Annotated in this window: 15 protein-coding genes; 10 read left to right on the forward strand and 5 right to left on the reverse strand. The window is 67.8% G+C overall.

Features of this window, described 5'->3' with window-relative positions:
• Positions 1-5: 5 nt before the first annotated feature.
• Positions 6-845, reverse strand: a complete 840-nt coding sequence (locus ACZZZN_RS08780) for a DUF3097 domain-containing protein (protein ID WP_463504776.1) — start codon at positions 843-845, stop codon at positions 6-8.
• 122 nt (positions 846-967) lie between these two features.
• On the opposite strand from ACZZZN_RS08780, the gene ACZZZN_RS08785 reads away from it, so the two are divergent.
• The 4 genes from ACZZZN_RS08785 to ACZZZN_RS08800 all read left to right on the forward strand — a co-directional run bounded on the left by ACZZZN_RS08785 (position 968) and on the right by ACZZZN_RS08800 (position 5,166).
• The gene (locus ACZZZN_RS08785) at positions 968-3,022 is read left to right on the forward strand and encodes a TPM domain-containing protein (RefSeq protein ID WP_463504777.1); all 2,055 of its coding nucleotides are present in this window, start codon (positions 968-970) and stop codon (positions 3,020-3,022) included.
• Positions 3,023-3,074: 52 nt separating this feature from the next.
• Positions 3,075-3,818: a PspA/IM30 family protein gene (locus tag ACZZZN_RS08790; RefSeq protein ID WP_463504778.1), complete on the forward strand. Its 744-nt coding sequence runs from the start codon at positions 3,075-3,077 to the stop codon at positions 3,816-3,818.
• Positions 3,819-3,886: 68 nt separating this feature from the next.
• Positions 3,887-4,690: an arginase family protein gene (locus ACZZZN_RS08795; protein ID WP_463504779.1), complete on the forward strand. Its 804-nt coding sequence runs from the start codon at positions 3,887-3,889 to the stop codon at positions 4,688-4,690.
• Positions 4,687-5,166, forward strand: coding sequence for a Fe-S oxidoreductase (locus tag ACZZZN_RS08800; protein ID WP_463504780.1), 480 nt, complete (start codon positions 4,687-4,689; stop codon positions 5,164-5,166). The genes ACZZZN_RS08795 and ACZZZN_RS08800 overlap by 4 nt, the downstream gene beginning before the upstream one ends.
• Here ACZZZN_RS08800 and ACZZZN_RS08805 read toward each other — a convergent pair.
• From ACZZZN_RS08805 to ACZZZN_RS08815, 3 genes are read right to left on the reverse strand one after another with little or no spacing between them, the layout of a single operon-like run.
• Positions 5,124-5,594, reverse strand: coding sequence for an SIP domain-containing protein (locus ACZZZN_RS08805; protein WP_463504781.1), 471 nt, complete (start codon positions 5,592-5,594; stop codon positions 5,124-5,126). The genes ACZZZN_RS08800 and ACZZZN_RS08805 overlap by 43 nt on opposite strands.
• A 33-nt stretch (positions 5,595-5,627) precedes the next feature.
• Entirely contained in the window at positions 5,628-6,362 is a 735-nt protein-coding gene (locus ACZZZN_RS08810; RefSeq protein WP_463504782.1) for a tyrosine-protein phosphatase, read from the reverse strand.
• Positions 6,359-6,835: a carboxymuconolactone decarboxylase family protein gene (locus ACZZZN_RS08815; RefSeq protein ID WP_463504783.1), complete on the reverse strand. Its 477-nt coding sequence runs from the start codon at positions 6,833-6,835 to the stop codon at positions 6,359-6,361. The genes ACZZZN_RS08810 and ACZZZN_RS08815 overlap by 4 nt, the downstream gene beginning before the upstream one ends.
• Before the next feature lie 171 nt (positions 6,836-7,006).
• Between ACZZZN_RS08815 and ACZZZN_RS08820 the strand changes: the two genes are divergently transcribed.
• The 6 genes from ACZZZN_RS08820 to ACZZZN_RS08845 all read left to right on the forward strand — a co-directional run bounded on the left by ACZZZN_RS08820 (position 7,007) and on the right by ACZZZN_RS08845 (position 13,040).
• Complete coding sequence (locus tag ACZZZN_RS08820) at positions 7,007-7,936, forward strand: alpha/beta fold hydrolase (protein ID WP_463504784.1); 930 nt, start codon at positions 7,007-7,009, stop codon at positions 7,934-7,936.
• A 93-nt stretch (positions 7,937-8,029) separates the two neighbouring features.
• Positions 8,030-9,541, forward strand: coding sequence for an ABC transporter substrate-binding protein (locus ACZZZN_RS08825; RefSeq protein WP_463504785.1), 1,512 nt, complete (start codon positions 8,030-8,032; stop codon positions 9,539-9,541).
• A 19-nt stretch (positions 9,542-9,560) separates the two neighbouring features.
• Positions 9,561-10,508 carry an ABC transporter permease gene (locus tag ACZZZN_RS08830; RefSeq protein WP_463504786.1) on the forward strand — a complete coding sequence of 316 codons (948 nt, stop codon included), beginning with the start codon at positions 9,561-9,563 and terminating at the stop codon, positions 10,506-10,508.
• Positions 10,508-11,374, forward strand: a complete 867-nt coding sequence (locus ACZZZN_RS08835; protein ID WP_463504787.1) for an ABC transporter permease — start codon at positions 10,508-10,510, stop codon at positions 11,372-11,374. Before ACZZZN_RS08830 ends, ACZZZN_RS08835 begins: the two co-directional genes overlap by 1 nt.
• Positions 11,371-12,231, forward strand: a complete 861-nt coding sequence (locus ACZZZN_RS08840) for an ATP-binding cassette domain-containing protein (RefSeq protein WP_463504788.1) — start codon at positions 11,371-11,373, stop codon at positions 12,229-12,231. Before ACZZZN_RS08835 ends, ACZZZN_RS08840 begins: the two co-directional genes overlap by 4 nt.
• Positions 12,228-13,040, forward strand: coding sequence for an ABC transporter ATP-binding protein (locus ACZZZN_RS08845; protein ID WP_463504789.1), 813 nt, complete (start codon positions 12,228-12,230; stop codon positions 13,038-13,040). The genes ACZZZN_RS08840 and ACZZZN_RS08845 overlap by 4 nt, the downstream gene beginning before the upstream one ends.
• Positions 13,041-13,043: 3 nt before the next feature.
• Here ACZZZN_RS08845 and ACZZZN_RS08850 read toward each other — a convergent pair whose 3' ends face one another.
• Positions 13,044-13,661, reverse strand: coding sequence for an N-acetyltransferase family protein (locus ACZZZN_RS08850; protein WP_463504790.1), 618 nt, complete (start codon positions 13,659-13,661; stop codon positions 13,044-13,046).

The raw sequence follows: 13,661 nt of genomic DNA on the forward strand, positions 1-13,661 counted from the left end.
GACGATCAGGCCGGTGGTGCGGTGACGAAGTCGATGAGCTCCTCGACCCGCCCGAGCAGGGCAGGCTCCAGGTCGCGGTAGGTGTGGACCTTCGACAGGATGTGCTGCCAGGCGCGACCGGTGTCACCCTGCGTCTCGTACGGCCAGCCGAACGCCCGGCAGATCCCGGTCTTCCAGTCGGTGCCTCGAGGTATCTCTGGCCACTTCGCGATGCCGAGCGCTCGAGGCGTCACGCACTGCCACACGTCGACGAAGGGATGTCCGACGATCCGCACGTGGCGTCCATGCGGGCCGCGGGCGACCGCCTCGGCGATGCGCGACTCCTTCGACCCCGGCACGAGATGATCGACGAGCACCCCGTAGCGGCGCGACGCCGTCGGGGGCTCAGCGGCGAGCAGCTCGTCGAGCAGATCGACGCCCTGCAGGAACTCGACGACCACTCCCTCGACCCGCAGGTCCGCTCCCCAGACCTTCTCGACGAGCTCGGCGTCGTGCTTGCCTTCGACGAGAATCCGACTCGGCAGCGCGATGCGAGCGCGCTGGTCGGCGACCACCAAGGATCCGGATGCCGTGCGCCGCGTGCCCTGATCCTTGGCTGCGGGCGGAGTCAGGCGCACCGGAGACCCGTCGATCAGGAATCCTCCGCCGAGGGGGAAGAGTCGTTTGCGCCCGAGACGATCCTCGAGCTCGACATTGCCGCCCTGCACGCGCGTCACTGCCCCGCAGTACCCGTCCTGCGCGACCTCGACGACCAGGTCGAGCTCGGCGGCGACCTGTGGCACCGGCTTCGCCGCTCGTTCCCTCCATCCCGAGGCGAGCACATCGGATCCGTACCTGTCTTCCATGCTCTCCAGCGTATGTGTCTCCGCTGAGGGCGAACGGCTATCCCCGTGCGGATGCTGTCGCGTGTCGGAGTGTGTGCATAGACTCGTGACATGGGGCTCGGCTGCCGGTCGGAGGGAACACGATGAAGACACGGTGGCTGGCGCTTGCCGCACTGACCGTCGCTACGGCGACGGGAGTCCTTTCCGCATCCGCCGCTTCCGCGACCGACCCGGTCACGCTCGACTCCGGGTATGTGACCGACGATGCCGATGCCCTCAGCGCGAGCGAAGAGGATGCCGTCGAGGCTCGACTCCAGACTCTCAGCGACAACTCCTCGGCAGATCTCTTCGTCGTGCTCGTCGATGACTTCACGTCGCCGTCCGACAACGTGGCCTGGGCAGACACGGTCGCCGAGAACAACAACCTCGGCTCGGAGCAGTATCTGCTCGCCATCGCGGTCGACGGACGCAGTTACTACATCTCGGCCGCGTCCGACGGCCCCCTCAGCGACAGCAAGCTCGATGATGTGGAAGACAAGATCCAGGGCCTCGCCGCGCAGGAGGACTGGGAGGGCATGATCGTCCTCGCGGCCGATGAGATCGAGGGTGACGGCGGCGCGGGCGCTCTGCGAACCACGGTGATCGTGGTCGCGGTCATCGCGGTCGGCCTGGTCGTATGGCTCGTGATCGCGCTCGTTCGCCGCTCCCGTCGGAATACCGAGATCCGCAGGCGCGGGGCGATGCCGGAGAAGCCGGATCCGAATGATCCGTTCTCCACTCTCACCGACGAGCAGGTGCAGACGCAGGCGGGTGCCGCTCTCGTGCAGGCCGACGATGCGATCACCTCGAGTCGGGAAGAGCTCGGCTTCGCGGTCGCGCAGTTCGGCGAAGCCGCCACCTCTGCGTTCACCGGTGCCGTCGAGTCCGCCAAGGCCAAGATGTCGGAGGCCTTCGATCTCAAGCAGAAGCTCGACGATGAGGTCGAGGACACCGTCCACGACCGTCGTGCCTGGCATATCCGCATCATCCGGATCTGCGACGAGATCGACGACATCCTCGACGAGAACACCGAGGCGTTCGACGCCCTTCGCAAGATCGAGCAGAATGCCCCGCAGGAGCTCGAGCGGGTCAAGGCCGAGCGGGCCGCAGTCGCGCCTCTTCTCGCCGGTGCGGCCTCTGCCCTCTCGGCACTCGCCGAGATATACGAGCCTGCCGCCCTGTCGACCGTCGTCGACAATCCGGCACAGGCGCAAGAACGCGCGCTGCTCGCAGACCGTTCGATCGACGCCGCTGGGCAGGCGATCGCCGCCGGCAGATCCGGCGAAGCCGCTTTCGCGATCCGCACCGCCGAGCAGTCAGCAGCTCAGGCAGCCCAGCTGGTTCAGGCGATCACGGCCCTGGGGGCGGAGCTCTCCGGGATCGAGACGCAGGCGCAGGCGCTGATCACCGAGCTGCAGGCCGATATCGCGGCCGCGCAGCAGCTGCCGGACTCCGGGGGAACGATCTCCGCGGTCGCGGCCGCGACTCTGCGACAGCTGCAGCAGGCGCAGACGGCTCTCTCCGGAACGAATCGGAGCCCCCAGCGCGCGCTGGAGGCTCTCACCGCCGCGAACACCCAGATCGACGCCGCGATCGCGCAGGGAACGCAGGCCGTCGAACGCGCTCGACGCGCGCAGCAGATGCTCGAGCAGACTCTCGCTCAGGCGGACTCCGAGATCCGCGCAGCGCGCGAGTACATCGAGACGCGCCGCGGCACCGTCGGATCGACCGCGCGCACCCGGCTGTCGCAGGCCGAGAGCACTCTGACCCAGGCGCTCAGCCTCCGCTCGTCGAACACCGAGGCCGCGCTGACCGAGGCCGGCCGTGCACTCGATCTCGCTCGGCAGGCGGCAGACTCCGCCCAGGCCGACGTCGCCGCGATGAACCCGAGCCGATACGAGAACGCAGGGTGGGGCGGTGGCGGCGGAAGCGTCTACGGCGGATCCACAGGAGGCTCCGGCCTCGGCGGCGACATCCTGGGTGGCATCATCGGCGGCCTGCTGTCCGGCGGCGGCGGCGGAGGCGGCTCCTCCCGGCGCAGCAGCTGGCGTTCCAGCGGCGGCGGAGGCTTCCGCAGCTCCGGCTTCGGTGGAGGCGGCCGTTCCGGCGGCAGTCGTTCCAGTGGCCGCAGTGGCCGCTCAGGAGGGCGACGCTTCTGAACGACGCTATCCACCACAGACATCGATCACGACCCTCTGAAAGGAACACAGCATGACCAAGCAGTCCATCTTCGGACGTATCTCGACCCTCGTCCGGGCGAACATCAACTCGCTGCTCGACTCCGCGGAAGACCCGCAGAAGATGATCGATCAGCTCGTTCGCGACTACACCAACAGCATCGCCGACGCCGAGTCGGCGATCGCCGAGACGATCGGCAACCTCCGTCTGCTCGAGCGTGACCACGAAGAAGACGTCCAGTCGGCCACCGAGTGGGGCAACAAGGCCCTCGCCGCGAGCCGCAAGGCAGATGAGATGCGCACGAGCGGCAACGCCACCGACGCCGACAAGTTCGACAGCCTCGCAAAGATCGCCCTCCAGCGCCAGATCAGCGCCGAGCGCGAGGCGACCGGTGCCGAACCGCAGATCGCCGCGCAGACCGAGATCGTCGACAAGCTCAAGTCCGGCCTCAACGGCATGAAGGACAAGCTGGGCGAGCTCAAGAACAAGCGCAGCGAGCTGCTCGCCCGCGCGAAGGTCGCCGAGGCTCAGACCAAGGTCCAGGACGCCGTCTCGTCGATCAACGTGCTCGACCCGACCAGCGAGCTCGGCCGTTTCGAAGACAAGGTCCGTCGCCAGGAAGCGCTCGCACAGGGCAAGATCGAGCTCGCTGCGTCGAGCCTCGACGCGCAGTTCGAGAGCCTGGAGGACCTCGGTGAGCTCACTGAGGTCGAGGCACGGCTCGCCGAGCTGAAGGCCGGCGGATCCGCTCCCCGTGGAGCGATCGAAGGTTCCTGACCCACCAGACGGATGCCCCGGACGCAGAGCGCTCCGGGGCATCCGCTCTTTCCCAGCTGGAGGCACCCATGGTGCGATTCCTCGTCGTCCCGCAGTGGCAGGGATCCCCCGCCACTCGAGCGATGCTCCTCGTCGACGGCGCGTCCGCGATCGCGGGCGATCTGCCTCGCGCATCCACCACCGTGCTCGAGGTGCCCGTCGAGGCGGGTGAGTCGCTCGGCACCGGTGTGCGTCGGCTGAGCTCGCTCCTGCGCACCCGTGAGCAGGTCGCAGCCGCACAGACCTCCGACACGGTCGTGATCGGCGGCGACTGCAGCGTGACCGTCGCTGCGCTCGCTGCTCTGCCGGGCGGGACGGAAGACATCGCCGTCGTCTGGTTCGACGCACACGGCGATCTGCACACACCGGAGACCTCACCATCCGGCGCGTTCGCGGGAATGGCCTTGCGGGCGGTCCTCGGCGAAGGCGAGCCGCAGCTCGCGCTGTCACCGGGTGTGCCGCGAGAGCGGGTCATCGCCGTCGGCATGCGCAACCTCGACGATGCCGAGGTCGCGGCGCTCGACGGCATCGCTCAGTTGTCTGTCGAAGGGCTCGAGCGCATCGATGCGCTCGCCGAGGCGGTCGTCGCCACCGGCGCCCGCAGAGTCTGGGTGCACATCGACGTCGATGTGCTCGATCCCGCAGAACTCAGCGGCGTGTCGTCCGCGGTGCCGTTCGGGCTCTCCCCGGCCGTCGTGAGCGCGGCGATCCGATCGCTGCGCGAACGAATGCCTCTCGCCGGGGCGACGATCGCGGGCTTCGCGCCACGGTCGCCGGCGGATGCCGTCGATGATCTCGGCGCGCTGCTGCGGCTGGTCGGGGCAGTGGCATGAGCGAGGACTGGCGTCCGACCGCCGAGCGCCTCCTCGCGGAGGGGCGGCGCTTCGACCGCCGCATCCCCGCCTTCCTGCTCCGCTCCCCCGTCAGCCGCCTCGGATATCTGTGGGGCACAGCCGTAGGTTGGGTCTGGGGATCGCTGTGGAGCACAGGGCCCGTCGAGCGTCGCGCAGGGTTGTGGATCTTCCGCGGAATGCCTCAGTGGACGTTCAACCGCGGTGGTGTGTGCGTGGGCGGATGCTTCCTCACCGGCGACTCCCGACCGAGCGAGGCGGTGCTGCGCCACGAAGCCGTGCACAAGGCTCAGTGGTTGCGCTACGGCATCCTGCTGCCCGTGCTCTACTTCGTCGCGGGCCGCGATCCGCTGCGCAACCGCTTCGAGATCGAAGCAGGTCTGGAAGACGGCAACTACGTGCGCCGCAGCAGCGGTCAGCGGTCGGCTGACAGAAGCCCGAACCGCTCCGGAGCGTAGATGGTCGCGGGGTCGATCCCGAGCGTTCCGGTGAGGTGGTCGACGATGTCGGCGGTACCGAGGTAGCCACCGAGAAGCGTCACGTTGGTCTCCAGCTCTCCGTCGCACAGCATCTCGTCGGCCCAGGCACAGGTAGCCCGCGCCAGAGCCTGACCCTGCGAGCAGGCACGTCCCGTGCCGACGGCCCCCGACCGCTCTGCCCGAGCGAGCCACGTCACCGTCATTCGAGCCGGCGCATCGATGGCGCGGATGTCGACCGTCTCGGCGACCTCGATGAAGACCCGACCTGAGGCGCACAGCGGCAAGGTCGCCAGGAACGTCTCGAGCTCGAGCAGCGAGTTCTCGTCGGCCGTCACCAGGTGATGTGCACGGCGACGCGCCGCACGGCGCTCTGCGCGCGTGCCGCGGGTGTCGAGGAAGGTGCTCATGATGCTTTCATCGTACACCAGGCAAAGGGTTGCCTAACCTTCGTCGCGCCGTGAACTCTCCGTGGGCTCGACGAGAGCCTCGCGCAGAGCTGCGAGCTCGGCATCCGTCATGCCGTTGTCACGCAGATACCCGGCCGCCGACCCCCAGCGCGCGTCGACCCCCTCGAGCATGGCCCGCATCACCGGAGCGGGTGACTGCGTCGCGAGCGCGACGGCGTGCACGGCCTCCGGGTGCCGCGACCGGAGATAGGCGATGATGTTCCTCGACCTCTCGGGCGGCAGCTGCGATTCGGTGAGTGCGTAGTCCGCGATGATCGAGTCCCGGTCCGCGTCGACGGCAGCGAGCGCGAGGGCGACGGTCACTCCTGTGCGGTCCTTCCCCACCGTGCAGTGCACGAGAGTCGGATCTCCCTGCGCGATGATGCGGATCGCTTCGACGAGTCGATCACCGCTCTCCTCGAGAAGATGCAGATAGAGATCATCGAGGCTGGTGTCGCTCTCGAAGAACGAGCGCACGGATCCGAGGAACAACGGCAGGTGAGTCGTATCCGGCCCGGGGATCTCGGTCGGCTCAGCGGCGACCTCCTCTCCGTCGCGCAGATCGACGATGTGCGCGACCTGCCGACGGATCGCCTCTGCTCCCGCGGTGGTCACGCCCGAGAGCTGGCCGGACCGGAGCAGGACTCCGGATCGGATGCGGCCGCCGCGCGCCGACATACCGCCGACGTCACGGACGTTGTTGACTCCTTCGACATCGATGACGGTCACGCCTGCACCTGTCGCTCGCGCGGCGGCACGGGATAGCGGCCGGCGACCACGATGCGGTTGAAGGCGTTGATCGACACGCAGGCCCAGCTCAGAGCCGCATACTCCTTCTCTGTGAAGACGCTGCCGACGCGGTCGTAGACGTCATCGGAGATGCCCTCCTCCGAGATGAAGGTGAATGCCTCCGCGAGCTCGAGAGCGGCCTGCTCGCGTTCGCTGAAGACACCGCTCTCACGCCATGTGGCGATCTGCATGAGCGTGTCGGTGTCGAGCCCCGCCGCGAGCGCGCGATCGACATGAAGGCGGGTGCAGAAGCTGCACCCGTTGAGCTGCGAGCAGTGGATCATCACGATCTCTTTGAGCCTGTCGTCGATGCCGTTCTCGGCGCAGATCGAACCCACCGTCCGCGCGAAGGCGTCGAGCGCCTGGTAGGCGGCCGGCTCGGTCTTGGAGAGGTGCACTCGCGTCTCGCTCATGCGTCAATGATATTCCGTTGTGCGAGTAGGACGCTGACTGACCCGAAGCGGTAGTCGGATCAGATCGACAAGCGTGGAGTCGATCACTCGGCACATACTGCCAATCCGGTTGATACATTACTGAGCGTTTTGCTCTGGCATTTCCTGACGCCCCCTCCACCAGAGCAGAATATGCAGGTGGCGATCGACATCTCCGAGTTCAGCTATCTTCCCGCGCAGGCCGAGCGACTCGGAGTGAACCCTCCGAATGCTGAGCGTGTGACTCACCGGCTTCCCGACGGACGTCTCCTCAGCGCGATTCACTACGGCGCTGGAGCACCGCGCATCACCCTCCTGCACGGTGCAGGCCTCAACGCCCACACCTGGGACACCACGATCCTCGCCCTGGGCATGCCCGTACTCGCGATCGACCTCGCCGGTCACGGCGACTCGTCGTGGCGTGACGACGCGGACTACGCGCCGCGCAACCTCGCGGTCGACATCGCGGATGCGTTGGACGAATGGACCGATTCATCTCAGCTTGTCGTAGGTCAGTCGCTCGGCGGCCTCACCGGCGCTGCGCTCGCGGCCGATCGCCCCGACCTCGTCGCAGCGCTCATCGTCGTCGACATCACCCCAGGAATCGACACCTCCGCAGGACCCGCGGCGCTGCGCGAGTTCTATGCCGGTCCGACCGACTTCGAGACGCGCGACGAACTCGTCGACCGCGCGATGTCGCTGGGATTCGGCGGCACGCGGCCCGAGACCGAGCGTGGGGTCTTCCTGAACACGCGTGTACGCGCGGACGGGCGGATCGAGTGGAAGCACCACTTCGCGCACCTTGCCGCGCAGACGCTCGCCGCGCACGATGCAGGCGACGTCGCAGCACCCTCAGCGCTGAATTCGACCGGATGGGAGGATCTGGCGCGGACTTCGGGCCCGCTGACCCTGGTGCGGGCGGAGCGCGGGTTCGTGAGCGCCGAGGACGCCCAGGAGTTCGCGCGCCGGCTGCCCGACGCCCACGTAGTCAGCATCGACGCCACCCATAACGTGCAGGAGACCGCCCCGGTGCAGCTCGCCGCGCTGATCACCACCGCAGCATCCGAAGCATCCGCATTGTGACGATTTCTTCCGGAACAGCGCTCCCCCACCCCGTCCTTACCTAGGCTCGATCCAACGGCACACAGCATCTGCCGCACCGAGAGGAAACACTCCATGTTCCGACGCACGCGACGTCTCGCGCTGATCTCCGCGATCGCGGCGAGCGCTGTCATCCTCAGCGCCTGCACCAGCACGGCCGAGCCCGAGGCCACTGCCCCGGTCGGAGATCCCGACCCTGACGCCACGCTCCAGGTGGGGCTCGTGCTCGAGCCGACCAACCTCGACATCCGACGCACGAGCGGTGCCGCGCTCGAACAGATCCTGATCGACAACATCTACGAGGGGCTGGTCAGCCGTGACGAGGCGAACGAGATCGTTCCGCGCCTCGCCAGCGACTACGAGGTGTCACCCGACGGACTCACCTACACGTTCACTCTGAACGAGGGCATCACCTTCCACAGCGGCACGCCGCTCACGTCGGCCGACGTGGTCTCGTCGTACGAGGCGGTCCGCACCGATGCCACGCTGCAGGGCAACGCGGAGTTCGCCTCGGTCGCGCAGATCACGGCTCCCGATGCGGCTACCGTCCAGATCTCTCTCACCGCGCCGAACCAGAACTTCCTGTTCTCTCTGACCGGCCCTGCCGGTCTCGTCTTCCAGACGGGCGACACGACCGATCTCAAGAACGCCGAGAACGGCACCGGACCGTTCACCCTGAGCCGCTGGAACAAGGGCAGCGCCATCACCTTCGCACGCAACGATGCGTACTGGGGAGAGGCCGCAGGAGTCGCCGAGGTCGAGTTCCAGTACATCCCCGACTTCTCCGCGGGCGTGAACGCGGCCCTCGACGGCGGTGTGCAGGTGCTCACGGCCGTCGACCCGAATCTCGCTCCCCAGCTGGAGGACTCGTTCACGCTGACGACGGGACGCACGACCGACAAGGCGACCCTCGCATTCAACAACGCCAAGGCACCGCTGGACGACGTCCGCGTGCGGGAGGCGCTCCGACTCGCGATCGACCACGATGCGCTCGTCGAAGCCGTCGGCTCGGGCACGACGCTCTACGGTCCGATCCCCGAGCTCGACCCCGGGTATGAGGATCTCTCCGACGTGATCTCCTACGACCCGGAGAAGGCGAAGGAGCTCCTCGCCGAAGCCGGCCAGGAAGACCTGGAGCTGACGCTCACGATCCCCACTTTCTACGGGACGACCGTTCCCAAGGTGCTCATCTCCGACTTCCAGAAGGTCGGCGTCACCCTCAAGGTCGACTCGGTGGAGTTCCCGACCTGGCTCGAAGACGTCTACACGAACCACGACTACGACCTGAGCTTCGTGCTCCACGTCGAGCCGCGGGACTTCGGCAACTTCGCAGACCCCGCGTACTACTTCGGTTACGACAACGCCGAGGTGCAGGCCCTGTATGCGGAAGCGCTCGCGGAGGTCGACCCCGATGCCTCGGCAGACCTGCTGGCAGAGGCCGCGCGCATCGTCTCCGAGGAGCACGCGGCAGACTGGCTGTACAACGGCGCGACCCTCACGGCCGTGAGTCCCCTCGTCTCGGGCTTCCCTCAGGACTCGATCAACTCGCGCATCAACCTCGCCGACGTGACCGTCGCGGCAGAGTAGTGCCGGTGATCCACCGCTCGTGATCCGCTATGTGCTCGTCCGAGGAGCCCTGCTCATCGCAGGGCTCCTCGCGTCGAGCCTTCTCATCTTCCTGACCCTGCGGGTCTTCCCCGGCGACGTCGCACAGCTCATCGCCGGCACTCAGGCATCCCCTGCCGAAGTACAGGAGCTGCGCGAATCCCTCGGACTCGACCGGCCACTGTCCGCGCAGTACGTCGAATGGATCGGCGGGCTGTTCCGCGGCGATCTCGGCACATCTCTGCTCTCGGGAGCCTCGGTCGGTGAGGAACTCGTCGAGAAGGCGCAGGTGACCGTGCCCCTCGGCATCATGTCGCTCGCCATCGCCGTGCTCATCGCCGTGCCCTTCGGCGTCATCGCCGCACTGCAGCGAGGCCGACGCGGTGGCACGGCGCTCAGCGTCGGTGCGCAGACCTTCGCGGCCATCCCCGTGGTGTGGGCGGGCATGATGCTGATCGTCGTCTTCTCCGTGTGGCTCGGCTGGCTGCCCCCGCAGGGTTTTCCCCGCACGGGCTGGAGCACCCCGTGGCAGGCGATCGAATCGCTGCTGCTGCCCGCGCTCACGATCGGGATCGTCGAGGGGGCGATGCTGATGCGCTTCGTGCGCAGCGCGACTCTTCAGGCGGCGAACCAGGACTTCGTCCGTACGGCGGCCGCGAAAGGGTTGACGCGGAACAGGGCGCTGGTCTCGCACGGAATCCCCGCGGTCGGTCTGTCGATCGTCACCGTGCTGGGGCTGCAGGTCGCGGGGATCATCGTCGGGGCCGTCGTGATCGAGCAGCTGTTCAACCTTCCCGGCATCGGCCGCATGCTCGTCGCCGATGTGGGAACGCGCGACCTCGTGAAGGTGCAGAGCGAGTTGCTCGTGCTCACCGGATTCGTGCTGATCGTCGGCTTCGTCGTCGACCTCCTCCACCGCACGATCGACCCCCGGCAGAGAGAGTCCTGATGCCCCGCTGGCTCCACCGACTCTGGCAGACCCCGACCGGACGTTTCGGGCTCCTCGTCGTCGCGGTCGTCGCGATCACGGCAGTCGTCTCGCTGTTCTGGACCCCGTTCGACCCTCAGTATTCCGATGTACGCGCCCGGTGGACGGCGCCGGGCTGGCCGCATCTGCTCGGCACGGACGACACCGGTCGCGACATCCTGAGCGTGCTCATGGCCGGGGCGCGCACCACCGTCTTCGTCTGCGTCGGCGCGGGTGTCATCGCCACGTTCGTGGGCATCGCGCTGTCTGCGCTCGGGGCCCTCACCGCCCGCTGGCTGCGCGAGACGGTCGCGGTGCTCGTCGACATCCTCATCGCCTTCCCTGTTCTGCTGATCGCCATGATGATCTCTTCGGTGTGGGGTGGCTCTCTGTGGGTCGTGATCTGGGCGGTGGGGATCGGCTTCGGCGTCAACATCGCGCGCGTCACCCGCCCGGAGCTGCGTCGTGTGCAGCAGAGCGACTTCGTACTGGCAGCCCGCGCATCCGGACTCACGAGCGGCCAGAGCCTGATGCGTCACCTCCTGCCGAATGTCGCGCCGGTGTTCATCGTGCAGCTGTCGTGGTCCATGGCCGTGGCGGTGCTCGCCGAGGCCGGGCTGTCGTATCTCGGATTCGGAGCATCCGTGGTCGAGCCGAGCTGGGGGCTTCTCCTGTCCGATCTGCAGCGCTACATCGGTGTGCACCCGCTCTCGGTGATCTGGCCGGGTCTCGCGATCACCGTCACCGTGCTCGCCCTCAACCTCCTCGGCGACGGGCTGCGCGAGGCGACCGACCCCACCCTGCGGCATCGCGCCGCCGAGATCCATACCCCGGCGGTGGTCGCATGACGCACTCATCCCCACCCGCAGCCGACGGACTCCGGGGCCCGGAAGGCACCCGACCGCCGCGGGCAGAGGGTCTGCGGGTTCGCGATCTCGTCGTGCAGATCGACGGGCGTCGAGTCGTCGACGGCGTGTCCTTCGACATCCCCGACGGCAGCCGCTTGGGGCTGATCGGCGAATCGGGTTCAGGAAAGTCGCTCACCGCTCTCGCCGTCCTCGGGCTTCTTCCCGAAGGAGCTCAAGCCTCCGGAAGCATCCGCTGGAACGGCACGGAGCTCATCGGGCTCCCCGATCGCGCGCTCGCGAGACTCCGCGGCGACGAGATCGGGATCGTGTTCCAAGAGCCCCGCACGGCGCTGAACCCCATCCGCACCGTGGGGAGGCAGATCGCCGAATCGATCAGGATCCATGAGGGCATCGGCCGGCGTGAGGCGCGCGAGCGCGCGATCCAGGAAGCCGAGCGCGTGCGACTGCCCGACCCGACGACGATCGTCGACCGCTACCCGCACCAGCTCTCGGGTGGGCAGCGCCAACGTGTCGCGATCGCCATGGCCCTCGCCCGCCGTCCGCGTCTCCTCATCGCGGACGAGCCCACCACGGCCCTCGACGTCACCATCCAGGCCGAGATCCTCACACTGCTGCTGCGTCTCGTCGAGGACGAGGGGATGTCTCTCGCCTTCATCACCCATGATCTCGCCGTGCTCGCGCAGGTGGCCACCGACGGCGTGGTCCTCGAGCACGGACGCGTCGTCGAACATGCACCGGTGAGCACCCTGCTGAGCGCACCGGGATCACCCGTCACTCAGGGTCTCCTGCGCGACGCCACCGCCACGCTGTGGCGCCCACGCGGAGGCGAGAGATGACCCTGATCGAGGCACGCGGTCTCCGCCGCGACTTCGTCGTGCCGAAGCGCGCGGCCTTCGAGCGCACCCGCGTGCAGACCGCGCTCGAACCCACGGATCTCGACATCGTGGAGGGGTCGTCCGTGGGGATCATCGGGGAATCGGGATCGGGAAAGTCCACGCTCATCCGCCTGCTGCTGGGCCTTGACCGTCCGACGGCCGGGAGCGTCGTCGTCGACGGCCGAGCCGTGGATGCCTCGTCCTCAGCGAGGTCGCTGCACTGGTTGCGTCGCCAGACCGGCCTCGTCTTCCAGGATCCCTACGCGTCACTCGACCCGCGGATGACGGCCGCGCAGATCATCCGCGAGCCTCTGTGGGCGCTCAGCATCGAGGGCGATCATGCCGCGCGCGTCCGAGAGGTGCTCGCCGACGTCGGGCTCGACCCGGATATGGCCGAACGCTACCCGCACGAGTTCTCCGGTGGCCAGCGCCAACGCATCGCGCTGGCACGGGCCCTCGTGCATCGTCCGCGCATCCTCGTCGGAGACGAGCCGCTGTCCGCCCTCGATGTGACGGTGCGCGCCCAGATCCTCGAACTGCTCATCGAGCTGCGGCGCACGACCGATCTGACCCTCGTGCTCGTGTCGCACGACATCGGCGTGGTGCAGAACCTGTGCGACACCGTCGTGGTGATGAAGGACGGGAGCATCGTCGAGCGAGGAGCGACGACCGACGTGCTGCTCGATCCCTCGCATGCGTATACGAAGACACTGCTCGCGGCGATCCCGGTCATCCCCGCCACGGAGGCCGGAACGCAGGAGGCCGAGTAGGCGTCAACGCCCCGCGACCGAGCCGAACAATCTCCGTCGACGCGCCGGTCGCAGGGCCCGCCGCATGTACACGGTTCCGAGATCGCGGCCGAACTTGTGGCCGACACGCCCCATCCGTCCGGCTTCGACGAAGCCGAGCTTCGCATGCAGACGGATCGATGCCTCCGCCTTCGTGTCGCTGATGACCGCGACCATCTCCCGGATGCCGAGCTTCTCACACGCTTCGATCAGCGCCTGCAGCAGCGCGACCCCGAGTCCCTTGCCTCCTGCGCCCGGACCGAGATAGATCGAGTCCTCGACGGTGAACCGATAGGCGTTCTTCCCCGCCCACGGCTGCGCGAGTGCGTAGCCGATGACGACGCCCGTCGGCGAGACCGCGACGAGGAACGGCAGCCCCAGTCTGCTCAGCAGTGCGAACTTCTCGCGCCAGTAGGGGATGCTGCTGCGCCGCTCGTCGAGCGTGACGACTGAGTTGCTGACGAAGTGATTGTAGATCTCGCGGATGTGCGGAAGGTCGGCCGATCTGGCGGTGCGGATCGAGTACGAGAACACATCGGGCGCCGGCTGCGGGCGCAGATGGCGCGGCAGCACACGGCGAAGATCCCCGGGCTCGAACTGCAT

This window comes from Microbacterium sp. AC145 (assembly GCF_979258505.1).